The organism is Reyranella sp. (assembly GCF_044224635.1).
Lineage (GTDB): Bacteria > Pseudomonadota > Alphaproteobacteria > Reyranellales > Reyranellaceae > Reyranella.
In genome coordinates this window covers 1-23,250 of record NZ_JBGAKA010000083.1, presented here as the reverse complement: position 1 = coordinate 23,250, position 23,250 = coordinate 1, and the positions used below count along the sequence as shown (strand labels likewise).

General features: G+C 68.3%; 21 protein-coding genes. 9 read left to right on the top strand and 12 right to left on the bottom strand.

Going from position 1 to position 23,250, the window contains the following annotated elements; genetic code table 11:
* Nucleotides 1-144: 144 nt before the first annotated feature.
* The 8 genes from ACILR9_RS37255 to ACILR9_RS37220 all read right to left on the bottom strand — a co-directional run bounded on the left by ACILR9_RS37255 (nt 145) and on the right by ACILR9_RS37220 (nt 10,772).
* Nucleotides 145-3,111: a virulence factor SrfB gene (locus ACILR9_RS37255; protein ID WP_395715058.1), complete on the bottom strand. Its 2,967-nt coding sequence runs from the start codon at nt 3,109-3,111 to the stop codon at nt 145-147.
* A gap of 35 nt (nt 3,112-3,146) precedes the next feature.
* Nucleotides 3,147-4,658, bottom strand: a complete 1,512-nt coding sequence (locus ACILR9_RS37250) for an SrfA family protein (protein WP_395715057.1) — start codon at nt 4,656-4,658, stop codon at nt 3,147-3,149.
* A gap of 23 nt (nt 4,659-4,681) precedes the next feature.
* On the bottom strand, nt 4,682-5,977 hold the full coding sequence (locus tag ACILR9_RS37245; RefSeq protein ID WP_395715056.1) for a hypothetical protein: 1,296 nt from the start codon (nt 5,975-5,977) through the stop codon (nt 4,682-4,684).
* A gap of 291 nt (nt 5,978-6,268) precedes the next feature.
* Nucleotides 6,269-7,057 carry a heme ABC transporter ATP-binding protein gene (locus ACILR9_RS37240; RefSeq protein WP_395715055.1) on the bottom strand — a complete coding sequence of 263 codons (789 nt, stop codon included), beginning with the start codon at nt 7,055-7,057 and terminating at the stop codon, nt 6,269-6,271.
* A complete protein-coding gene (locus tag ACILR9_RS37235) occupies nt 7,054-8,085 on the bottom strand; it encodes a FecCD family ABC transporter permease (RefSeq protein ID WP_395715054.1) in 1,032 nt (343 codons plus the stop codon). Before ACILR9_RS37235 ends, ACILR9_RS37240 begins: the two co-directional genes overlap by 4 nt.
* Before the next feature lie 11 nt (nt 8,086-8,096).
* Complete coding sequence (locus ACILR9_RS37230) at nt 8,097-8,942, bottom strand: hemin ABC transporter substrate-binding protein (RefSeq protein WP_395715053.1); 846 nt, start codon at nt 8,940-8,942, stop codon at nt 8,097-8,099.
* 208 nt (nt 8,943-9,150) lie between these two features.
* Nucleotides 9,151-10,200, bottom strand: a complete 1,050-nt coding sequence (locus tag ACILR9_RS37225) for a hemin-degrading factor (RefSeq protein WP_395715052.1) — start codon at nt 10,198-10,200, stop codon at nt 9,151-9,153.
* Nucleotides 10,201-10,211: 11 nt separating this feature from the next.
* A complete protein-coding gene (locus ACILR9_RS37220) occupies nt 10,212-10,772 on the bottom strand; it encodes an energy transducer TonB (protein WP_395715059.1) in 561 nt (186 codons plus the stop codon).
* 112 nt (nt 10,773-10,884) lie between these two features.
* Here ACILR9_RS37220 and ACILR9_RS37215 point away from each other — a divergent pair, with 112 nt between their 5' ends.
* Entirely contained in the window at nt 10,885-11,253 is a 369-nt protein-coding gene (locus ACILR9_RS37215) for a hypothetical protein (protein WP_395715051.1), read from the top strand.
* On the opposite strand, the gene ACILR9_RS37210 is transcribed toward ACILR9_RS37215, so the two are convergent.
* Together ACILR9_RS37210 and ACILR9_RS37205 are read right to left on the bottom strand one after the other, a co-directional pair.
* The gene (locus ACILR9_RS37210) at nt 11,237-13,510 is read right to left on the bottom strand and encodes a TonB-dependent hemoglobin/transferrin/lactoferrin family receptor (protein WP_395715050.1); all 2,274 of its coding nucleotides are present in this window, start codon (nt 13,508-13,510) and stop codon (nt 11,237-11,239) included. The genes ACILR9_RS37215 and ACILR9_RS37210 overlap by 17 nt on opposite strands.
* Before the next feature lie 104 nt (nt 13,511-13,614).
* Nucleotides 13,615-13,800, bottom strand: coding sequence for a hemin uptake protein HemP (locus ACILR9_RS37205; protein WP_395715049.1), 186 nt, complete (start codon nt 13,798-13,800; stop codon nt 13,615-13,617).
* Nucleotides 13,801-13,894: 94 nt separating this feature from the next.
* Here ACILR9_RS37205 and ACILR9_RS37200 point away from each other — a divergent pair, with 94 nt between their 5' ends.
* From ACILR9_RS37200 to ACILR9_RS37185, 4 genes are all read left to right on the top strand, one after another.
* On the top strand, nt 13,895-14,392 hold the full coding sequence (locus tag ACILR9_RS37200; protein WP_395715048.1) for a hypothetical protein: 498 nt from the start codon (nt 13,895-13,897) through the stop codon (nt 14,390-14,392).
* A gap of 2 nt (nt 14,393-14,394) precedes the next feature.
* Nucleotides 14,395-14,652 (top strand): hypothetical protein, encoded by a 258-nt coding sequence (locus ACILR9_RS37195; protein ID WP_395715047.1) that lies wholly within the window; start codon nt 14,395-14,397, stop codon nt 14,650-14,652.
* Nucleotides 14,649-15,002, top strand: coding sequence for a bleomycin resistance protein (locus tag ACILR9_RS37190; protein WP_395715046.1), 354 nt, complete (start codon nt 14,649-14,651; stop codon nt 15,000-15,002). The genes ACILR9_RS37195 and ACILR9_RS37190 overlap by 4 nt, the downstream gene beginning before the upstream one ends.
* A gap of 191 nt (nt 15,003-15,193) precedes the next feature.
* Nucleotides 15,194-17,485, top strand: coding sequence for a TIGR03118 family protein (locus ACILR9_RS37185; protein WP_395715045.1), 2,292 nt, complete (start codon nt 15,194-15,196; stop codon nt 17,483-17,485).
* A 6-nt stretch (nt 17,486-17,491) separates the two neighbouring features.
* Here ACILR9_RS37185 and ACILR9_RS37180 read toward each other — a convergent pair whose 3' ends face one another.
* The gene (locus ACILR9_RS37180; RefSeq protein ID WP_395715044.1) at nt 17,492-19,387 is read right to left on the bottom strand and encodes a potassium transporter Kup; all 1,896 of its coding nucleotides are present in this window, start codon (nt 19,385-19,387) and stop codon (nt 17,492-17,494) included.
* 273 nt (nt 19,388-19,660) lie between these two features.
* Complete coding sequence (locus ACILR9_RS37175; protein ID WP_395715043.1) at nt 19,661-20,542, bottom strand: TorF family putative porin; 882 nt, start codon at nt 20,540-20,542, stop codon at nt 19,661-19,663.
* A 515-nt stretch (nt 20,543-21,057) separates the two neighbouring features.
* Between ACILR9_RS37175 and ACILR9_RS37170 the strand changes: the two genes are divergently transcribed.
* From ACILR9_RS37170 to kdpA, 4 genes are all read left to right on the top strand, one after another.
* On the top strand, nt 21,058-21,213 hold the full coding sequence (locus tag ACILR9_RS37170; protein ID WP_395715042.1) for a hypothetical protein: 156 nt from the start codon (nt 21,058-21,060) through the stop codon (nt 21,211-21,213).
* Between the two features lie 106 nt (nt 21,214-21,319).
* On the top strand, nt 21,320-21,451 hold the full coding sequence (locus ACILR9_RS37165; protein WP_395715041.1) for a hypothetical protein: 132 nt from the start codon (nt 21,320-21,322) through the stop codon (nt 21,449-21,451).
* 10 nt (nt 21,452-21,461) lie between these two features.
* Nucleotides 21,462-21,551 carry a K(+)-transporting ATPase subunit F gene (gene kdpF, locus ACILR9_RS37160; RefSeq protein ID WP_395715040.1) on the top strand — a complete coding sequence of 30 codons (90 nt, stop codon included), beginning with the start codon at nt 21,462-21,464 and terminating at the stop codon, nt 21,549-21,551.
* A 14-nt stretch (nt 21,552-21,565) separates the two neighbouring features.
* Nucleotides 21,566-23,250, top strand: a 1,685-nt coding sequence (kdpA, locus tag ACILR9_RS37155; protein ID WP_395715039.1) for a potassium-transporting ATPase subunit KdpA, incomplete at its 3' end; no start/stop codon positions are given.

Below are 23,250 nucleotides of genomic sequence, written 5' to 3'. Positions count from 1 at the left end.
AGCTCGCTGATCAGCGACGGCGCCTGCTGCGCCACGGTCGGCGACTGCTCGGCCGCACCCTTCAGCCAGGTGACGCCCTCGCTCGCCGCCACGGCGAGCGTCTCGCAATCCTGGGCCAGTCTGAGATCGACGGTGTCCATATCCTCAACCGGTCTTGAGCATGCCTGTATCGAGCCAGTAGCCTTCGCGCCGCGGCAGCGTCTGCAGGCGCAAGGTCAGGCGATCGAGTGCCACGGCGCGGCCGTCGCGATTGGTCACCTGGCGCAGGCGGAAGCGTTCGACGTCGCCCGAATCCTTGTCCTTCGGCTTGACGCGGGCGAGCGCCACCTTGAACGGCGTCTCGCGCGCATGCCGCTCGGCGTGCTCGGGCCGCGCGAACTCGAGCGCGTAGAGCCGCGCCGCCGGCCAGCGCACCAGGTCGAGCTGGCGAGCGCCCAGCCACATGGGCCCGCGGAACTCGAAGGTCGTCTCCGGCAGCTCGTACTCGCGGTTGTCGAGATCGACGTCGCGATAGACCAGGTCCTCGCGCTGCAGCCGGCCGCCGCCATCGAGCTTGCCGATGAACTTGGCGATGCTGCGCGAGCGCAGGAGATCGGAGCGGAACGAGAAATCGGGCAGCTGCGACTGGGCCAGCGCGGCGATCATGGCGCCGACCGCGACCGTGGTCTTGGGATCCTCGACGCGCAGGCGGGCGTCGCGGAACGGGTACCAGGCGCCGACGCGGTATTCGTGCAGCGAGATCACGCGCTCCGGCGCCAGCGGCAGCAATTCCATCAGCAGGCCGCGGATGCCGGGCAGGCGCGACGGACGGCCCGACAGCAGCAGCACGTCGCAATCGTAGGCGTGCACGATCTCGGCCAGCGGTGCCAGCACGCGGCCCATCTCGGCGCGCACCGTCTTGTCGAGGCTCGGCAGCTCGACCGGAAAGACCGTCGCCTTGAGGTCGAAGCCCTTGGCGCCGCGCTTGCGCGCCGCCTCGTTGACGAAGGTCACCACGTCCTCGGAAGGCTTGGCGCCCTCGGCGAAGAACGATTCGTAAGGGCGCGGCTCGGCCGCAACGACGCCCGACGCCGGGTCGTAGGTCTCGGCGGCACGCATCAGCTCGAGCGCGATCGGATGGGCGATCTGCAGGGCGAACTGCTGGCGCAGATTGCGCTGGATCACGTCCTCGCCGCCGCGATCGCCGCCCACCAGCTCGGCCATCAGGTCGTCGGGATTGGCGATCCCGGCGCTGCGCAGCGCCGCCTCGATGGGCGGCAGGACATGGCCCTGCACGACGCGCAGCAGGATGTCGTCGCCGGCGACGTTGAAGCCTTCGCGGAAGCGCTGCTCGGGGAACAGCGTGACCGAGGTGCCGGCGCCTTCCAATTTGTAGGTGTTGATGATCAGGTCGGTGGTGCCGCCGCCGACATCGATGCTGGCGATGTTGAGCGCGCCGTCGGCCGGCTTGCCGCGCGGCTTGCTGGTGACCTCGGAGAAGCGCCGGGCGTCGCCGCCGAAATTGCGCGCCACCTCGGTGTAGAGATAGACCAGCTGGGTGCAGCTCGCCTCGTCCCAGTCGGTCAGCACGCGCGGCGGCGGCGCCGCCGGGTCATCGAGCCGCCAGCCCAGCATCATCCACACCAGATCACGCGCCGCTTCGGCACGCTTGCGGAAGATCAGGCGCTCGGCCAGCGGCATGCCGGTCGGCAGGGTGAGCACGACGCGGCGCAGGCGGCGCGGCGTCTCGGCGTGGGCGCGCCGGCCGCGCTGCTGCGGCGAGTTCATCAGGGTCAGCGCCTGCAGCAGGATTTCCGACAGCACGAAGGTCATCACCGAGGAGCGCGAATAAAGCGGCTCGAACACCGGCAGGTGGTCTGCGCTGTCGGCGTCGGCATCGACGAGGTGCAGCGGCTCGCCCTTCTGATTGACCAGCTGCGCCATCGGCCCGGCCGCCGCCGGCATTGCCGTCTGGTCCTGGGCATAGGCGATGTTGAAGCGCCATTCGCGCGGCTGCGGCTCCTCGTCCCACAGGTAGCGCTTGGGGCTCGACATGCCGGTATTGCCTTCGGTGCCGCGCCGGCGCGCGGCGAGCCGCGTCGCTTCGGGCCCGACGCGGGTCATGGTCGGCCAGACGAAGGCATCGGCGCGGCCGCCGAGCCGCGACAGGTGGTTCTTGCCGAACCAGGCCTGGGCGAACTCGACGCGCGATTCGAAAGGCCGCGCGTGCACGCATTCGGGATGGGAGAGATCGCGCAGCGCCAGCTCGTAGGAATCGTTCAGGTTGACGCCGAGCTCGCCCGCCGCCTCGATCAGCAGCCCGCAGGTGCGCGAATTGCCGACGTCGAGCACCAGGTCGACCTCGATGGCGCCGCGGCCGGGCCGCTCGGCATCGCCCACCAGCTTGATCGGCGGCAGGCGCAGCGCGCTCGCCAGCAGACCCAGGAAGGCGAGGTAGCGCGCTGTCACCTCCTGCGGCTTCTGCTTGATGTCGCTGTCGATCTCCTCGAGCGTGGCGCGCGGATGCAGCTCGCGGAACAGCTCCTCGAGCCACTGGTTCATCCAGCCCTGGCGCAGCAGCCAATGGTTGGCGCGCTGCTGCGGCGCCAGCGCGAACAGCGCGCCGGCGGTGACGTCCTTGGACGACGGCGCGAGATAGGCGCGGCCTTCGGCCTCGGCGATCAGCCCGGTATCGAAGGCGATGACGGCGCGATAGCGATGGCCCTGCTCGTCGCGGTAGCCGGCGCCGTAGCGCGCCTCGAGATCGACGACGCGTACGCGCGCCCAGTCGGACGGGCCTTCGCGGAACTGGTTGTTGGGCCGCACCTGCAGGAACGGCAGCGGCACCCACTTGTCGAGGAACGGCGCCAGCGCATCCTTGGCCGTGATCACGAGGTTGGGCTCGGCGGCGCGCCGGCGACCGGCCTCGACGACCTCGTACTGGCCGTGCGCCTCGTCGAAATCGAGTTGCACCAGGTCGTCGACGCCCTTGCCGGCGGCGGCGTCATGGAAACCCCATTCGCGGATCTTCAGGCGCACGGGATCGAAACCGAAATCGAGGAACTGAATGCCGGAACGGGCAATCAGCGTCGTCGGGCTGGGATAGCTCGGCAGGCGGGCGAGATCGCTCATGTCAGATGTAAAGGCTGGGCTTCGAATGTAAGATGTCAACGGCCGATCTGCACCCGATAGCTCCGCGAATCCCCCGGCTGGCTGCCGCTGCACTTCGCCACGCCGTCGGCGCCGACCTCGCAATTCACCGTGTTGCGCGCGTAGGTCCGCCCGTCGGCGCATTTGGGATTGGCCTTCTCCTCGATGGTGAGCTTGTCGCCGTTCCAGCGCGCCTCGGCCGGTGCCTCGCAGACGCTGCCGTTTTTCTGGGTGAAGCTCACCTTGCCCTTGCCCTTGTCGTCCAGGGTGTAGGTCGGCCGGATGTCGCGCTCGCCGGTCGCCGTGGCAAGCCCGGTGCGCGAGCGCCAGTCGCCCTTCAGGAAGGCGAGATCCTGCTTCTGCTTGGCGTCGGGCGGCACGACCATGGGCTTGGGCTCGTCCTTGGGAGCATTGGCGCCCTTGTTCCTGTCGTTCTTGTCGTCCAGGCGATCGTTGTTGGGGCCGCCCCTGTCGGCGTTCTTGTCGAGGTTCTTCTCGTCCGGGCCGCCTCGGCCCTGGTCCTTCAGACCCTGGTCTTTGCCGCGATCCTTGGTGGCCTCGTCGCCCGGCCCCATGCCCTTGTCGGGACCGGTGCCCTTGTCGAGGGCGGCGATATCGGGGCCGTCGGGCGCCGCGCCGCGTTCGATCGGCGCATTGCCGACGATCACGCCGCCCGGCACGACCAGGCCCGCGGCGCAATCGCCGCCGCGCCGCGCCAGCTCGTCGGTCAGGCGTGCCAGCTCGAGGCGCAGCGCCTCGCTGTCGCGCTGCAGGGTGTCGACGCGGGCTTTCTGCAGCTCGGCCGGTTGGCGCACCGACATGCCGAGCGCGCGCTCGCGCGCCTCGGCTTCGAGCACGGGTTCGAGGCGCGGCAGATAGGGCCGTACCAGCCAGGCGGCAAACGCCAGCAGGAGAAGCAGCAGCACGGCGAGCAACAGCCACTGCCACCAGGTCGAGCGGGCGCCGACAACTGCCGCGGCGGGTGCGCTGGCGAGCACGGCTTGCGGCGCCAGTTGCGCCGTGAGAGCCGGCCGCGGTCCCGACGCAACAACCGGCGGACTGGCGAGGAAGGAACCGGGAAGGGCGGCGTCGGCGCTGAAGCCCCAGAACGTCATGACCGGCTTGCCGTCGACGACGTAGAGCGTGTCCTCGCCCGGAGCCGTCAGGGCATGACGCAGCAGGCGGGCGAAATTGCGCTCGGCGCCCGACCGCGCGGGCGCCTCCATCGCCTCGGCGAGGCTGGTCATGTCGTCGTGCAGGCGACGAACCTCGTCGAGCACGGCGGTCCGTTCCGCCTCGTTGAGATCGGCGAGGCCGCGCACCGTGCCATCGAACGGGGCATACCAGTCGATCTGGCGCCCGGTCGGATCGACCTCGGGGATCGCCAGCAGATCGGCGTGGCGGCGCGACAGGCGGGCCGTCACGGCGGTGCGCAGCTGGCCGGCGGCGCGCCACACGGGGTCGCCCGCCATGCCGAGCGCACGATAGCGCTGCAGCGGTTCACTGACGAGAAGGGGTCCTGCGGCCATCCGGATTCCCTAGCCCTGTTTTCTCAGCGTGGGCAGACCATGGCGTACGTCCAGCGCGTACCCCACATCTCCCCCGTTACGATCACATCGACCGAATAATCCCCGGCCACCGGCTTCCAATCGAAGCCGAAGCCGCCGCGGCCACTGCGCGGGCCGCCGGTGCCGGCAATCACCTGGCCACGATACACCACCCTGATGTCGTCGGGCTTGACGTAGAGATTGTAGTTGATGCCGACGAAGCCCGGCCTGTCGCCGAGATAGTGGCGATTGCGCGTCACGCCTTCGCCACCCGAGTCGCCTGACCAGTTGCATGGCAATTGGCCCGGCGGCGGGCGGTTGATCGAGGGCGCCGGCGGCAGCGACGCCTGCTGTTGCGGCGGCGGCTGATGCTGCTGCGGTGGGGGAGGCGGCGGAGGCGCGGGCGGCTTGGCAGCCGCCGCCGGCGGTGGAGGCGGGGGTGGCGGCTTGGGCGGCTCGATCGGCTTGCAGGCCGCGATCTTGTTCTTGAGCTCTGTTTCGAGCGCGGCCAGCTCGGTCTTGAGCTTGCCCTCGTTGGCCTCGGCATTGTCCAGCGAGGCCTTCAACAGCGGCGTCGGGTCGGGTGGCGCTTCGGGCGGCGGCAGCGCCGGTGTTTCGTGCGTCGCGATGGTGACGTCGGGCCCGATGGGGGCGCAGGCGCGCATCAGCCACGACGTTGCGAGGAGGAGCAGGAGCAGCAGCAGCCCGAACAGCAGGGCGCTGAGCCACGGCGCCCAGGCAAGCCGCGCCGCCGGCACGGCGGGCACGCTGGCCAAGGTCGTGGCACCGGTGGTGGCGGTCGCGATCTGCGCAGGCCGCGGCACCATGGGCAAGGCGACGGGCTGCAGGCTCGCCACGGCATCGGCCTCGTAGCCCCAGGCGACGATCACCGGCTCGCCATCGACCATATAGATGAAGTCGTCGGACGGGCGCCGGGTCGCAAGCTCGAGCGAGCGGCCGATCAGACGGGCTTCGTCGGCCGCCGTCGGCGCCTGCAATTGCGCGGCAAGCCGGCGGATCGCCTCGAGATGCTGCTCGACCGTGGCCAGCGCCTGGGCACGCTCGCTCTCGCCGAGATCGGCGAGACGCTGCACCGGACCGGAACGCGCGGCGTACCAGTCGATGCCGTTGCTGTTCTCGCGCAGCTGCGGATCGGCCAGGAGGTTCGCAGGCCCATCGCCCAGGCGACGACGGATGACGGCAAGAAGCTGGCTCGCAACCGCGTGCAGCGGATCGCCGCGCACGCCGAGGGGCCGTACGCTGAGGCGCGTGGTCACGATCAGGGTGGGACGGTCGTCCATGACCCCCAATATCAGCCAGTAAATCCGGCTTGTTTATGTCCAATTGCCCGCGCTTTGGCGATGATATTGATGGTGCTTGTTGCCGGCGCCCGCAGAAGTGACCTTGTGGTGACCGTCGTGTTTTCGTCGCGTCTTCTTTTCCTCCCCAGCTCTGCTGGGGAGGTGTCCGCGTAATCGCGGACGGAGGGGGCATGAGCAACCACTCCTGTGCTCTTGACCCCTCCGTCGGCGAAGACGCCGACACCTCCCCAGCTTCGCTGGGGAGGAGAACGAAGATGAGCGCCGCGGGCTCTAGTGCCCGGCCCCCGGGCTCAGAAACGCGATTTCGCCGCCGGCGGAAATTTTCACGATGGGTGTGGCGAACACCGCCGACAGCCGCTCCGGCGTCAGCATGGCCTCGCTGGCGCCGAGGGCGCTCATGCGGCCGTTCTCGAGGATGGCGACGCGGTCGGCGTAGCGTGCCGCCATGTTGATGTCATGAAGCACCGCGAGCACGCCCAGGCCGCGGTCGGCGCGGCGGCGGGCGCTCGCCAGCGCGGCATGCTGATGGGCGAGATCGAGGCCGGTGATCGGCTCGTCGAGCAGCAGGAAAGGCCGGACCGCCGGATCGGCGTCGCATTGCGCCAGCACGCGGGCCAGCTGCACGCGCTGGCGCTCGCCGCCGGAGAGCACCGTGTAGGACCTGTCGGCGAAGGCGAGCGCCTCGGTTTCGTCCAATGCCCGTTCGGCCAGGGCGCGCATCTGCCGTTCCGACAGCCGGTCGCGATGGGCGAGCAGGCCGAGGGTGGCGATCTGCATCCCGGTGAAGTCGAAAGCCACCGCCGAATGCTGCGGCAGCACGGCGCGCCGCCGCGCCAGCGCCAGCTTGTTCCACTGCCCGACCGGCTTGTCGTCGAGCAGCACGACGCCGCTCGCCACCGCGCGATCGCCGGCGATCGCGCCCAGCAGGGTGCTCTTGCCGGCGCCGTTCGGCCCGAGCACGGCCAGAAACTCGCCGGGCGCCAGAGCGAGCGAGATGTCCTCGATCAGCACCTTGGCGCCGACGCGCACCGCGATGGATTGTGCCTGCAGCAGGTTCACAGGCCACCCCGGGCAGCGCGGCCGGCCAGCAGCCAGAGGAAGAACGGCCCGCCGACCAGGGCGGTCAGCACGCCGATCGGCAGCTCGGCCGGCGAGACGACGGTGCGGGCGAGCGCGTCGGCCAGCACCACGAAGGCGCCGCCGAACAGGGCCGCGGCGGGCAGCAGGGTGCGATGCGCCGGTCCCAGCAGCAGGCGCACGATGTGCGGCGCGACCAGGCCGACGAAGCCGACGGTTCCCGAGATCGCCACGCTGGCGCCGACCGCCAGCGCGACCTGCGTCACCAGGCGCCGCTTCAGCCGTTCGACGTCGACGCCGACATGGCCCGCCTCGCGTTCGCCCAGCGCCAGGGCGTCGAGCAGATGGGCGGCCGGCAGCAGGGTCGGCACGGCGACCGCCAGCACCAGCAAAGTGGGCAGGATGGCCACCCAGGTGACGGCGCCGAAGCCGCCCATGGTCCAGAAGATCAGCGTGCGCAGCTGCTGCTCGTCGGCGATGAACACCAGCATGCCGATGCCGGCCGCGGCGATGGCATTGATGGCGATGCCGGCCAGCAGCAGCGTGCCGACCAGGGTGATGCCGTCGCGTGCCGCCAGCCGGTAGACGACGATCGTCGCCGCGAGGCCGCCCAGGAAGGCCGCGACCGGCAGCAGCCACGGCTTGAGCGGCGGCGGCACGATGTGCATCACCTTCTCGCCCAGCACGATGACCGTCACGGCGGCGAGCGCTGCCCCGCTCGACACGCCGAGCAGGCCGGGATCGGCCAGCGGGTTGCGGAACAGGCTCTGCATCGCCGCCCCGCCGGCCGCCAGCGCCGCGCCGACGGCAAAGGCCGCCAGCACGCGCGGCGCACGGATGGCGTAGAGCACCGTCGCCGTGGTGTCGTCGATCGGCGCGCTGGAAAGACCGATTGCCGACAGCAGGTCGGCGACGCTCACCGGGAAGGCGCCGATGCACAGGCCACCCAGCACGCTCAGCAGAGCTGCAAGCGCAAACAGCGGGATCGGCCGCCGCAAGGCGACGCCCAAGGCGGGAGCGCTCACCGCGTGCGGACGAGATCGGGGTGAAGCGCGCTCGCCAGCTCCTCGGCCGCCTGCGGCGTGCGCGGGCCGAAGCCCAGCAGCAGCAGCGCGTCGAACTGCACCACCTTGCCGTCGCGCCCCGCCGGCGTACGGCTGATCGCCGGCTGGTCGAGGATCGCCTTGACGCCGCCCAGCGCGTCGACGGTCTGGCGCGTCACCAGCACGAAATCGGCGCGCGAGGCGATGACCGCTTCGGGCGTGAGCGGCCGGTAGCCGGCATAGCCGTCGATGGCGTTGACGCCGCCGGCCAGCTTGATGATTCCATCCGCCGCCGTGTCGCGGCCGGCGGCCTGCGGCGCGCCGCCGCCCATCGACAGCAGGAACAGCACGCGCGGCTTGTTGCCCGCCCTGGCGAGGCGCGCCGACAGCGACTCCATCTCGGCGCGGCCGCGCGCGATCATGGCCTCGGCCTCGGCCGATTTGCCGGTGACCTTGCCGACCGCGGCGATCTTGGCGACCACGCTGTCGTAGTCGTAACGGTCGGGCAGGACCAGCACCTCGATGCCGGTGCTGCGCAGCTGCTCGAGAGTCGTGGCCGGGCCCGCTGCCGTGGTGGCGAGGATCAGGCTGGGCTTCAGCGACAGCACGCCCTCGGCCGACAGGGCACGCATGTAACCGACCTGCGGCAGGGCGCGCGCTTCGGCGGGGAACAGGCTGGTCGTATCGACGCCGACCAGCAGACTTTCTGCGCCGAGTGCGTAGATGATCTCGGTGAGCGAGCTGCCGATCGAGACGATGCGCGGCATCTTCTCGGCGCGCGCGGACGGCGCGGCGAACGTCGCCGCGGCGGCGGCCGCGATCAACGCGGTGCGGCGTGTGAGCCCGACGGGCGTGGCTTTCCTCCCCAGCTTCGCTGGGGAGGTGTCCGCGTCTTCGCGGACGGAGGGGTCATGGGCCTCAGTCCCGCTGCTCATGACCCCTCCGTCGCCGTATGACGGCGACACCTCCCCAGCGAAGCTGGGGAGGAGAAGCAGTGGCGCGCTCCCAGCGGAAGGCCGTGCTCCTCGCCAGTCACGACGCCGCCTGCTTCTCGATCCCGGCGACCAGGGCGCGCCACTCCTCGAGCTCGGGCTTGCCCGGCTTGCGTGCGCCGAACATGAGCAGGATGTTTCGGTCGAGCGCATCGAACGCCTCGATCGAGGTCACGATGCCGTCGTCGGTCGGCTTGCGCACCGAGAACACGCGGGCGACGCCGGCGTCGCGCAGATGCAGGTTGAACGCCGGATCGACGATGTTGAACCAGCCCGGCACCTCGAGCAGGCGCTCGATCGGGCCGCTGTGGATCTGGATGCAACCGCGGTTGCCGACGAAGATCATGATCGGCACGGCCCCGGCACTCGCCGTCTCCAGCGCAGCGCGCAGCGAGCGCGCCGGCAGCTCGCGCGAGAATTCCTCGCCGACCAGGCGCAGCGCCTGTACGCGGCCGACCTTGAACTTGCCCAGCATGCCGAAGAACTCGTGCGTGTCCGTCATCGCCCGCCACGCCTGGCGCAGGCCATCGAGGTCGATCTCCGAGTCGGCGCGGTCGACGGCCTCGCCGGGGCGCGGCGCGAGGGCCAGGCTCGCCGGGGCGTCGGCGCGGTGACGCGCGATCAGCGCGTCGAAGGCCGGCCGATCGGTCTCCTCGGTGGCGTAGATCTTGTGCACGGCGTCGCCGGCCGCATCGAAGAACTGCAGGCTCAGCCGCTCGCCCTGCTTGAGCGGCTCGCGCACGGCAAAACCGTAGCGCCAGTTGCCGAGGAACAGGCGAAGGTCGATGTCAGGCCCGAGCACCAGGCCGTGCGGACCGCCGACCTGGACGTCCTCGAAGCGGCCGTGGCGTTCATGCACGCAGTGCTCGTTGCGCGTCAGGCACATCACCCGGCCGACCGCCGGCAGCGCGTTGAGCAGCCCCCGCCAGTCGTTGGCGAGAGGAGTCGCCGTCTTGCCGACACCCAGCGCCACCAGCTCGGCCTCGCTGACGCCCAGCGCGACCGCGGCGTCGCGGATGCGCAGGGTGGGCTTCTCGCTGCGCAACTGGCTCCAGCGCTCGGCGAGCCTGGTCGGGGGGGACGGTTGCATGTGGTTCTCCTTCAACGCAGATGGAAACGGACCGGGATTTCGACCCAGGAGGGAACGGGCCTGCCGTCGCGCATGGCCGGCAGGAAGTGCCAGCTGCGGACCGCTGCCAATGCGGCGCTGTCGAGGGCGTGGTGGCCGCTGCTGCGATGCAGGACGATCTCGACCGCGGTGCCGGCCGTGTCGAGGCGCACCCGCACCAGGGCCTCGCCCTGCTGGTTGAGCTCGATGGCGCGCGGCGGATAGGCGGCGGGCGTCGGCGGATGGCGGAAGCGCGGCTTGCCTTCCCAGACGATGGCCGGGGCAGGCAGAAAGCCGGCCGCCGCCCGCTGGGCATCGTTCGCCGTGCCGAAATTCGCGGGTGGCGCGCCAGCCGGCGCGGCCGGGCTGCCAGGAGGACGAGGGTCCCCGGCGCGCGGAGAATCGGCCCTTGCGGCTTGCGCCGGCGGGGACGGCTTGGGCGGAGGGGCGGGCGCAGGCTTCGGCCTGGGCGGCTCGACCGGCTTGAGAGTCGACGTGTCGAGCGCCGGTGGTTCCTCTGCCGGCGCCAGGTCGATCCGGATCTCACGCTCCACCTTCAAGGTTGCCGTGTCGAGTGGCGGCGGCTCCTCGGGGGGTGTCAGATCAATCCTTGTCTCACGTTCGACTGCTCTTGTCTCCCGCTCGATGGGTTTTGATTCCCGTTCGATGGTGGGCGTCGGTCGCTCGACGGTCATCGTCGAGGTGTCGATGGGCGGCGGTTCCTCCGGCGGCGGCAGAAGGACGTCGGGCCGGGCAGCGGACTGCTTCGCCGGCTCGGCCGGCGTGGTTGGCTCGGAGGCCGCGTCGTTGGCGTCGGCGGCGGCGGCAGTCGATGTCGAGGAGATCATTGCCACATCGACGATCAACGCCGGCTGGTCGGTCGAGGCGCTGCCGGTCGACCCGGCAGCGAGCAGAGGCAAGGCGATCAACCCGTGCAGCGCCAGCGACAAGGCCAGCGACGAGCGCGAAGGGCGCGTCGCCGGCCGAGGCGGCCGTCCGCCGTCGGGTCGACTGAGCCTTACCATCTTGCCGTGAAGTTGACGCCGACATAGCGGCCCGGTGCGGCGTAGAGGTCGAGCTGCGGGTTGTTGTAGGTGAGGCCGATCACGTCGGCCGAGTTCCAGTACTTGGCGTTGGTGATGTTGAAGAGACCGGCATTGACCTTGAAGTAGCTGCCCAGCGTGTAGCCTACCGTCGCGTCGAGGTTGAAGTAGGCCGGCGTCTGGAAGAAGAACGGGCTGCTCACCATGTTGTGCTGCGCCACCATGGTGCCGATCAGCTGCGCATTGAGGCCGCGTTCGACCGAGCCGTAACGGATGCGCGCCTGGGTGGCCCACGGCGCCACCGAATCGACCGGCAGGCCGGTGCGCTGGTCTGTGCCCTGCGCGAACGCGGTCCAACCCAGGACGGCCCAGTCCGGCGTGAAGCGATACTCGCCGCGCGCCTCGACGCCCCAGATCGTCACGTTGGTCAGGTTGACGTACTGGAACAGGGTGACCGGTCCGTTCATGCCAACCACTACCGTCTCGAGGAAGTTGTTGTAGAGGTTGTAGAAGCCGGTGAGCTGCCAGCTCGAGCCGTTGGCGTAGTTGCCGCGATAGCCGATCTCGAAGCTGTTGGCGGTTTCCGGCTTCAGGTTGGCGTTAGGCAGGATCTGGTAGAACGAGGCGGCGTTGGTGAAGCCGAAGTTGGCATTGTCGTAGGGCGGCGCACGAAAGCCGGTCGCGTACTGGAAGTAGGCCGAGTAGGTGTCACTGAAGCGATAGATCGCGCCGAGCTTGGGCGAGGCCGAGAAGTAGGTGCTGGATGACGGAACGACATTCAGCGTGGCGCCCGTCGAGTTCCAGAAGTAGCTGTCGGGCATCGGATTGAGCTGGTAGTAGTCGAGGCGTACCGCCGGCAGGAGCGTCAGCTTGCCGTCGAGGGCGGTGATCTCATCCTGGATGTAGGCGCCGGCCTGGATCGTCTGGGTGTCGGGGAAGTTCTTGTTGGGGAACAGCTCGCCGCCGACATTCTGCGTGCGCGCGCCGGTCGCCAGCGTGATCTGGAAGCGGTCGCGCGGCCGCGTCGTCGTGGTGTAGGCGAAGCTCAGCCCATAGGTGAAGACGTTGCGCGTGTCGCCGATCTGGGCATCGGTGCCGAGCTGCAGCTCGGCGCCGGTGACGTTCTGGTTGTAATAGAACTGCGAGGTCCGGGCGTTGGTCGGGATCGGGCCGCCGGCGGCGCCGCGCAGCTGGTAGGTGTCGGCCTGGGTGTAGGTCGAGTTGAAGTAGGCCAGGAAGTCGATGCGGTCGACGAAGCCGATCGGCGCGTTGTGCTGCCACTGGGCGGCGATGCGATAGGTCTGGGTGTAGTCCTGGCCCCATTCGTCGAAGATGCGGGCGAAGAGCGCGGGGAAGTTGCCGACGCCGGACAGCATCTGCGTGCTCTGCTGGCCCTGGGTGTACGCGCCCTGGATGCGGATCGTGTCGACCTCGGTCGGCCGCAGCACCAGCTTGGCGAAGAAGTCGTTGCTGTACCAGCTCGTCGGATTAGGGGTGACCGTCGTCTGCGCCGGGTAGAACTCATGGCCGTCGCGCCGCGTGTAGATGCCCATGAGCTCGACAGGCCCGGCACGAACCGCCCCGGTGAAGGACTCGGCGAATTGCTGGTTGGCGCCGCTGTAGGCGCCCTTCACCGAGGCGTAGACGTCTTTGCCGTCGCGCAGGTAATCGCGCGGATCCTTGGTGATGTAGGCGACCACGCCGCCCAGCGCGTCCGAGCCGTAGAGCGCCGAGGCCGGGCCGCGGATGATCTCGACCCGCTTGATGTCCTCGAGGTCGGGCTGCTCGCGCGTGTAGGTGCCGGCGCCCTGGTTGCTGTCGGGGAAATCGGGCTGGCGCATGCCGTCGATCATCAGCAGCACGCGGTTGCCGCCGATGCCACGGATGAGGAAGTTCTGGAAGCCGGCGCGATTGGGATTGTTGCCGACCGTGACGCCCGGCTCGTTGCGCGTCAGGTCGCGGATGTCCTGCATGTTCTCGCGCTCGATATCTTCCGATGTCGTCACCGACACGGTGGCCGGCACGTCGAGCAGCGTTCGCCGCGTGCGCGTCGCGGCCGTCGTCACCGCATCGAGCTGCGTCGGTTCGGTTGTCGGCGCTTGAGTCGGTGCCTGAGTCGTGGTGGCGGGCGGCGGATTGGTTGGACTTGGTGTCTGCGCCGGCGGTGTCTGCGCGCGCAAGGGCAGGGCGGCGATGCCACCGAGTGCCGTGGTGGCGAGCAGCATTGCGACTAATGATTGGGCTTTCATGCCAGGGTCCCCCAAGACGAAAAAAGGGCGCCTGGCTGGCTGCAGATCGGAAGGATCGGCTGGCTGGGCAGTTTGACCGAGGAGGGATGGTCCCTCGGGTACGTTTACTTCGTGAGGATCAGCTTGTTGGAAGCGGTGAGCCTCAATCGGTAGGTGTCGGCGCCGTGTCGGATCAGCAGCTCGCGCTTGCCGCACATCAAAGTGGTGCTGTCGACGACCGGGACAGCCGGATCGGAAATCAGTTCTCCCCCATTTCCGTCCGGCCGTGCCTGGCGCGGTGGCTGGCTCATGGCCTTCGCAGCTCCTTTCACTTTTGAATTGCGAATGAGTCGCAATCGCACAATACTGCCACATTGTCAACCGCATTCAACTTTCGGTGAGGCCATGGAAAGACCAGCGGAACAACGGCATGCGCCCTTTCAGTCCGACCTGCGCGCGGGCTGCGGGCGGCCCGGCTGCGCCTGCGTCATGCCGATCGGCGATCGCTTCGTGCTATGGGCGGTGCGGCAGTGGCAGCAGGAGCACAGCCTGCCGTGCGAGGGCTCGATCCTGCATCGCGGCTTCAAGCTTGCCGGCTTGCTCGAGGTGCTGCCCGATTTCGCCATCGCCATGGATGCGTTCCTGTTCGGCGCGCGACGGGCAATGGAGATTCATCAGCCGACCTGCTCCTCGGTCAGTCGCGACGAGGCGACGCTCGTCGCCTTGTGCGGCCTCGCGCAGGCTGACTACGACCAGCCGCTGATGGCTTCGCTCGACGTCCTGATGGCGCCCACCGCGTCACGTGTCGCCGCGGTCCGTCTGAAGGCGTTCGCCGTCGCGCTGGCGAGCGCCGGCCTGCGACTGGCGCCGCTGCCCGGCGCCGCTGCGGGGAGGCTCAACTGACCATGAGCATCTCACGGCCCGACCGCCTTGCCGATCTGCAGCGCGCCATGCGCCTGATCTCGGACGCCGTCGACGACCTGCCGGCCGAGTGCCGCGACCTCGCCGCCAACGCACTGCTGAACGTCGCCGCGGAGACGGTGGTGCAGGATGTCGGCTGCCCCGAGGCCGGCCGCATCTTCGCCCGCCTCGCCGACTTCCTGGCGCGCGGCCTGCAGCCGCCGGCGAGCGGCGCCGTATCGCTCACCGCGTTCGACGCATGATCGCCGATCCGGCGCGCTGCATCCCGATCCTGGCGTCGCTCGATATCGAGGTGACGCGGGCCTTCTATGTCGATCGGCTCGGCTTCTCCAGCGACTACGTCGAGGCGAGCTACCTGATCGTCAAGCGCGACGACATGGAACTGCACTTCTGGAAGACCGACGACCGGCAGTTTCCGGAGAACACGTCCTGCTACATCCGCGGCGGCCAGGTGCCAGCGCTGTTCGAGGAGTTTCGCCGCAACAACGTCCCCGGCCTGTCGCCCTTCGAGGTGCGGCCGTGGAACATGAAGGAGTTCTACATCCACGACCCGCACGGCAACCTGCTGCGCTTCGGTTGCGGCGAGTGGTAGGGGCTGCTCGCCATCGAGCAGGCTCTGGGCTCGGCAATCGACGCTGACGCCAAGCGCAAATCCTCCAACAGGGTCCCATCTCCGTCCCGCAGGACCCTGACGTCGATTCCATCACGGACCGAGGGCAGGCGCGTCCAACGCCTGGCGCCATCGCCAACGACTCGACTTCCAGCGACAGACGGAGAGCTTGCATGTCCAGCGACACCAGTCAGGTAAACCTCGTTTCCAGCCGTCCTGCCGACGACGCCGAACTGTTCGACCCGGCCTTCATCAACGCATGGGGCCTGGCGCTGCGCCCGGCGGGTGCCGGTGGCCATTGGTGGATTGCCAATACCGACACCGCGCGGGTGACACTCTATGTCGGCGACTCCGACACCGTGCCGTTCGGACAGGACGGCCTGTCTGTGGTGGCGGTTCCCGGCGATCCCGATAATGATCCCGTCGACGTGGCGATCGATCCGCCGAGCCACGACGGGGTGCCGCTGCCGCCGCCCACGCCGACGCCGCTCAGCGAGGCGCCGCCCTCCAATCCCACCGGCCAGGTCTTCAGCGGCAGCACGACGGACTTCCTGGTCGACGGCACCAGCCTGACCGGCGTTCCTCTGAACGACGTGCCCGCGCGGTTCATCACGGTCAGCGAGGACGGAACGATCGCAGCCTGGGGCGAGTCCGGCGGCACGCCCGCGCAACGCATGAATGCCTTCGCCGTCGTCGTCGACAATTCCGACAGCGGCGCCATCTACAAGGGTGTCACGGTCAGCGCCGAGACGGGGACGGGCAACCTCCTCTACGCCGCCAACTTCTCCCAGGGGCGCATCGATGTCTTCGATGCGCACTGGCAGCCGGTGACGAGCATCACTTTCGAGCTACAGGTGCCGGGCGGGCGCGACGGCGCGGAGTTCGCGCCCTTCAACATCGAGCGTGTGTTCGACGCCAGCCTCGATCGCGAGGTGCTGATCGTCGCCTATGCCAAGGTGGCGAACGCCGAGGGCGGCGAAGAGGAATCGACCGACGGCTTCGTCGCCAAGTTCGACATCGACGGCACCTTCCTGCGCGCCGGCGATGCCGGCGGCCTGCTCAACGCGCCCTGGGGCGTCGCCCTCGCGCCGGCCGATTTCGGCCCCTACAGCAACACGCTTCTCGTGGGTAATTTCGGCGACGGGCGAATCCTGGCGCTCGACATCGCCACGCTCGAGCCGCAGGGCTATCTGCTCGATGAGCAGGGCGATCCCGCCTCGATCGACGGCCTGTGGGACATCGCGTTCGGCAACGGCGCCAGCCTCGGCCGTGCCGACAGCCTGTATTTCACCGCCGGGCCGGACGAGGAGGCGGAGGGCTTGTTCGGCAGCCTCTCGGTCGATGACGGTGTCGATGCCAACCGGTCGTTCGCGGGCACGCCTGACGCCGACGTGTTCGGCGGAGCCTCCGGCAACGACACCATCAACGGCGGGGATGGCGACGACACGTTGTTGGGCCAGCTGGGAGACGACGTCATCCAGGGCGGCAACGGACTCGACAAGCTCTTCAGCGGGGGCGGCAACGATACGCTGAGCGCCGGCGCGGGCGACGACGCGGTTCACGGCGGCGCCGGCAGTGACGTCATTGATCTCGGCACCGGCTCGGACCGTCTGCGTGACGTTCTCGGCGACCTGGCGGGCGACAGGATTTCGGGGTTCGGCACCGGCGATGCGCTGGACATCGTCGATGCCCTGATCAGCCGCTCGAATCTCGCCGTAACTTTCGCGGCGGGGAAGACGACGCTCAGCGCCGGCGGATCCTCGTTCGAGCTCAATGGAAATTTCTCCGGCGGCGAGTTCATGACGGTCGCGCGCGGCTCCGATGGCGGGGAGCACACGCTGCTGAGCTTCGTCGAGCATCTGCCCACGCTGGCGGAAGCAACCGCCGTCGCGCCGGGGGCGGTCAACGGCATCGCCAACGAGCCGTTCCTGGCGGGTGACGGATCGGTCCGCTTCACGCTTGACTTCAAGTCGGCGGTGTCGCTGCACAGCAATACGCTGGGCGTCTACAGGGTCGCCGCCGACGGAACCATCGTCGATGTCGAGATCCTGTTTGCCAACACGCTCGCCGTGCCGGCGGGCGCGCGCACGGTCGATCTCGGCACGCCGGGCGACGGCGAACGGATCGGCTTCTTTTTGGTCCAGGACGGCTTCGATCGTTTCGGCGTCCTGCCCGACGATCTCTCCTTCGTGGCCGCAGCAGGCTCGTCGAGCCCGGCTGATCTCGATGCCGGCGCCGCGCCGGTGCTGCACAGCGCGACTCGCGGCGATCTCGCCGGCGCCGTGATCTTCCATACGTTCGCGACCCTCAATCCGGGCGACGCAGTGCAGGTCCTGTCTGGCGTGGCGCCGGGCGGCCGCGAGCTGCAGATCGGCTTCGAGGATCTGCCGACGAGCTCGGGCGACAACGACTTCCAGGACGTGATCGTCGGCGTCCGCGCGAGCTCGGACGATCCGCCGGTGTAGGATTGATTAAATCTCGATTCGGCTGCCCAGCTCGATGACGCGGTTGGTCGGCAGGCCGAAGAAGTCGCCGGCGCTTGCGGCGAAGCGGGACAGCGCCAGGAACAGCTTCTGCTGCCACCGTGGCAGCAGCGGCCGGGTGCCGCCGACGAAGCTGTTGCGGCCGACGAAATACGACGTGCGCATGGGATCGATCGGCACGCCCTTGTCGGCCAGCCGCGCCAGATCGCGCGGCACGTCGGGCTGCTCCATGAAGCCGTAGCTCAGCACCACGCGGTGCACGCCCTTGCCGAGATGCGTCACCGTGGAGCGCTGGTCCGGCGCCACGTAGGGCTCGTCCGGCACGGCGACGGTGAGCAGCACGACATGCTCGTGCAGCACCTCGTTGTGCTTGAGGTTATGCAGCAGCGAATTGGGGGCGTTGTCCGAGAACGCCGTCAGGTAGACGGCCGCGCCCTGCGGGCGATGCACGCGGCCCGGGCCGATGCTGCCGAGCAGGGTCTCGATCGGCAGGGCATGCTCGTGTTCGCGCGCCGCGACCGCCATCCTGCCCTTCAGCCAGGTCCACATGGCGGCGAAGATCGCTCCGGCGAGGACAAGCGGCACCCAGCCGCCATCGGTGAATTTCAGCATGTTGGCGGCAAACAGCGTGCCGTCGACGATCACGAACGCCGCGAACACCGGGATGATCCAGCCCCAGTGCCATTTCCAGCCGCGCACCGCCATCGCCAGCACGAGCAGGGTGGTGACCAGCATGGTGCCGGTCACCGCGATGCCGTAGGCCGCCGCAAGGTTGCTCGACGACTTGAAGGCCGCCGCCAGCGCCACCACGCCGGCGAGCTGCAGCCAGTTGATCGCCGGCACGTAGATCTGCCCGAATTCGCTGGCCGAGGTGTGCTGGATGTGAATGCGCGGGCTGAGGCCGAGCAGGGCGGCCTGCTGGGCCATCGAGAAGGCGCCGGAGATCGTCGCCTGTGAGGCGATCACGGTTGCCGCCGTGGCCAGCGCGATCATGGGATAGAGCGCCCAGTTGGGCGCCAGCCGGAAGAACGGGTTGTCGATGGCGGTCGGGTCGTCGAGCAGCAGGGCGCCCTGGCCGTAGTAGTTTGCGAGCAGGGACGGCAGCACCAGCCACAGCCAGGCACGGCGGATCGGCTCGCGGCCGAAATGGCCCATGTCGGCATAGAGCGCCTCGGCGCCGGTCACCGCGAGCGTCACCGCGCCCAGCGCGAGGAAGGTGACGACGCCATGCGTCAGCGCGAAGCCGATCGCATAGTGCGGCGACAGCGCGACCAGCACGCCGGGCGCCGAGAGGATCTGGCGGGCCCCGAGCACGAACAGCACGACGAACCAGACGAGCGTGATCGGACCGAACCAGCGACCGACCCCGGCCGTGCCGAAGCGCTGCACGGCGAACAGCGCGCAGAGCACGCCGAGCGCAATCGGCAGCACTGCCGCATGCAGGCTCGGTGCGGCAACCTGCAAGCCCTCGACGGCACTCAACACCGAGACTGCCGGCGTCAACAGGCAGTCGCCGTAGAACAGCGCGGCGCCGGCGATGCCCAGCATCAGGTAGATGCGCCGCCGCCGTTCGGGAATGCCCGACTGGCGCGACACCAGCGCCATCAGGGCGAGCACGCCGCCCTCGCCGCGATTGTCGGCGCGCATGACCACGACGACATACTTCAGCGTCACGATGACGATCAGCGCCCAGGTGATCAGCGACAGGATGCCGAGCACGTTGTCGTGCGTGGGCTTGAGGCCTGTAAACTCGCTGAAACACTCCTTGACGGTGTAGAGCGGGCTGGTGCCGATATCGCCGAACACCACGCCGAGCGCCGCCAACGTCAGCGCCGCCGCCCGCTTGTTGGGGGCGGGGGAGGCGCCTGTGTCAGCGGTCGTCATCGCGGCCGCGCATGCCCTGATTCATGTGCCGGGTATTGCGTGGCAGGCATGCCCGGTCAATGGCCAAATCGGCCGTTCACACGCGCTGACTCATGCTCTCCGCCGGGAGCGCGCCACTCCGTGGCGCTCACTTCATTCTCCTCCCCAGCTCTGCTGGGGAGGTGTCCACGTCTTCGCGGACGGAGGGGTCGAAAGCCCCACTGAAACTCCTGACCCCTCCGTCTCGGATTACCGAGACACCTCCCCAGCGAAGCTGGGGGGAGAATGAGAAGGTCAGAACGACTTGCTGAGAGTGAAGATGGCGCGCGCCTCGCAATTGTAGGTGTTCAGGCAACCCTGGACGTCGATGTTGGTGTCGACATAGGCGATAGTGAGATCGAACCCGTAGACGCTTGCGGTGAGCCCGATCTGCCAGTCCCAGTAATTGTCCGAGGGGACGCCGTAGAAGGTGTACCGCTCGACATACTGGTTGCCGATGGTGCCGAACAGCTTGAACGCGACGTTCTCGTTGACCTTGATGAAGGACAGCGGAACGGTGACCTGACCCCATTTGTACCAGGCGTTGCCCGAGTTGGCGAAGAAGTTGGGGCTGTAGCGCACGGCGGCGCTCACCTGGGCGACGCCGAAGTCGTAGCCAGCGACCAGGCCGAACTCGTTGAAGTCGTAGAACAGGTTGGCCGGGGCGCCGAGATAGTTGTAGCGGATATAGCCCAGGTCGACGGTGAGTTTTTCGCTGAGAGCCTTGAGCTTGAAGCCGGCTAGCAGGTCGACCTCGGCGGCGGTGCCGGTGCCCGGGAAGTTCACGTTGCTGCCCCACCCGCCGAGGTAAGCGCTGAGCGCGGCGTCCTGTCCGAGCAACAGGGACGGGGTCTCGTAGCCGAACGCCGCTTGGGCGGCGACCTGGCGCTGCGTCTGCGAGATGCCGCGGTAGGAATAGTCGGTGGCGAAGGTGAAGGTTGCCGAGAAGGTGCCGCCGAATGGGGCCTTCCAGGTCTCCTTCTCAGGCGGCGCGGCTGGCGTTGCGGGCGGTGTCGTCGTGGGCGTAGGCGTCGTTGCCGGAGCCGGCACAGGCTGACCTTGCGCGAAAGCGCTGCCGCCTCCGATGGCGACGTAGAGGGCGCTTCCGATCAGCGCGCCGAGCAGCTTGTTGTTCATCGTTTGCTCCCCTGAAGCAGCGCCGACAAGAACATTCCTCGATCTAGGAAATCCATTCCTGGGGGAGAATGTCGATATAGGAATTTCATAAAGAAATTGCCGATTCCACGAACGAACGATAATCCGATTGACAGGTATCGACGGCGGTTCGTTCATCCGCGATCAGCGCCTATATCGGGGACTGTCGAATGCCTATGCTTTGCCTATGCCGAGTTCCGTTGTGACGGCTGGAAATCCTATGGCGCACGGATATCTCCTCAAGCGAGGAGTTTACCCATGCTCGACATCGCCCTCGCCGTCGGCTTCGTGCTGTTCTGCCTCTACATCGCTTATGAGCGTCTCACCTATCGACTGTGAGGAGACTTCCTGCGATCGGCGGCTGTCCCGGCCCTATATGGAATTCATATGCGCCGGGACTGTTTCCCGCGTCGAATTCTTACGTGGTTTCGATCCACTTTCCGGCAATCATGAAAGCGTTCAGTCCCCCTTCCCGGCCTTCGGGTGCCTTCCGGCGGATGCCCGCGCGCCCGCCGGCCTTGGCCAGCGAAGGACGTTCGCCGACAGGCCCGTCGGTGCGAGAGGTGCTGAGCGAGATCGGCATCATCCTTGCGGTGCACCTTGCCGTGGCATTGGCCATCAGCCTTGCCCTGCAGGCCTTCGGCATCACCTGATCGGGATCGAGGATGGGCCTGATCGATCGGCACACGGGCCTGCGCCGACCTCGCCAGCCCGCGAGACAACCATGCATCGAGCTTCAGTCCGCTTTCGTATCCACCCGTGCACTCGTCCGCGGCGGCATCGCTCGCGTCCAACAGGGAGCCCTCCATGCTCGACATCATCCTGATAGCCGTCGGCTGCGGCAGCTTCGTGCTCGCCATCGCCTATGCCTACGCCTGCGACCGGCTGTGAGGAGGCCGCCATGCTGATCGAATACATCCTCGGCGCCGGAGTGACCTTCGGCCTGTTCGTCTACCTGGTCTACGCCCTGCTGCGGCCAGAGCGGTTCTAGAGGGGAATGCAGCCATGACTTTCGATGGTTGGATCCAGATCGCGCTGTTCGCGGTCGTGATCGTCCTGCTCGTCAAGCCGCTGGGCGGCTACATGACGCGCGTCTTCGCCGGCGAGCGCACGTTCCTGTCGCCGGTATTGGGTCCCGTGGAACGCGGCATCTACTGGGTGAGCGGCGTCGACGAGCGCCGTGACCAGGGCTGGCTCACTTATGCGGTGTCGATGCTGCTGTTCAGCCTCGCGGGCTTCCTGGGCCTCTACGCGCTGATGCGCTTGCAGGCGATGCTGCCGTTCAACCCGGCCGGCCAGTCAGCAGTCGAGGAGAGCCTCGCCTTCAACACGGCGATGAGCTTCGACACCAACACCAACTGGCAGTCCTACGTGCCCGAAGCGACGATGAGCTACCTCGTCCAGATGGCCGGGCTCACCGTGCACAATTTCGTCTCGGCGGCGACCGGCATCGCGCTCGCGCTCGCCCTGGTGCGCGGCTTCGCCCGCCGCTCGGCCACGGGCATCGGCAATTTCTGGGTCGACCTGACGCGTTGCACGCTCTACGTCCTGCTGCCGATCTCGATCGTCGTCGGCCTGTTCTTCGTCTGGCAGGGCATGCCGCAGAACCTCGGCGCCTACACCGAGGCGACGACGCTCGAGGGCGCCAAGCAGGTGATCGCCCAGGGGCCTGTCGCCTCGCAGGAAGTCATAAAGATGCTGGGCACCAACGGCGGCGGCTTCTTCAACGCCAATTCCGCCCATCCATTCGAGAACCCCAACGCCATCACCAATTTCGTGCAGATCGTGCTGATCTTCTCGATCGGCGCAGCGCTCACCAACGTGTTCGGCCGCATGGTCGGTAACCAGCGGCAGGGCTGGGCGGTGCTGTCGGTCATGGCCGTGCTGTGGCTGGGCGGCGTCCTCGTCTCCTACTGGGCGGAAGGCGCCGGCAATCCCAACATCGCCAAGCTCGGCGTCGACACCAAAGCGACGGCGCTGCAGGCCGGCGGCAACATGGAAGGCAAGGAGGTGCGCTTCGGCATCGCCAACTCGGCGCTGTTCGCCGTCGTCACCACCGACGCCTCGTGCGGCGCCGTCAATTCGATGCACGACAGCTTCACGCCGCTCGGCGGCCTGATTCCGCTGTTCAACATCCAGCTCGGCGAGATCATCGTCGGCGGCGTCGGCGCCGGGCTCTACGGCATGCTACTGTTCGCCATCATCGCGGTGTTCATCGCCGGCCTGATGGTGGGCCGCACGCCTGAATATCTCGGCAAGAAGATCGAGGCCAAGGAAGTGAAGATGGCGCTGCTCGCCATCCTCGTCCTGCCGCTCTCCATCCTGGGCTTCTCCGCCATTGCCACGGTCGTCCCGGCTGGCCTGGCCGGGCCGGCCAACGCCGGACCGCACGGCTACTCCGAGATTCTCTACGCCTACACCTCGGGCACCGGCAACAACGGCTCGGCATTTGCCGGCATCAGCGCCAACACGCTATTCTACAATACCACGATCGGGCTCGCGATGTTCATCGGCCGCTTCCTGATGATCGTGCCGATGATCGCCATCGCGGGCTCGCTTGCCGCCAAGAAGATCGTGCCCGCCTCGGCCGGCACCTTCCCGACCGACGGCCCGCTGTTCGTCGGCCTGGTCGTCGGCGTCATCCTGATCGTCGGCGGCCTCACCTTCTTCCCGGCCCTGGCGCTCGGCCC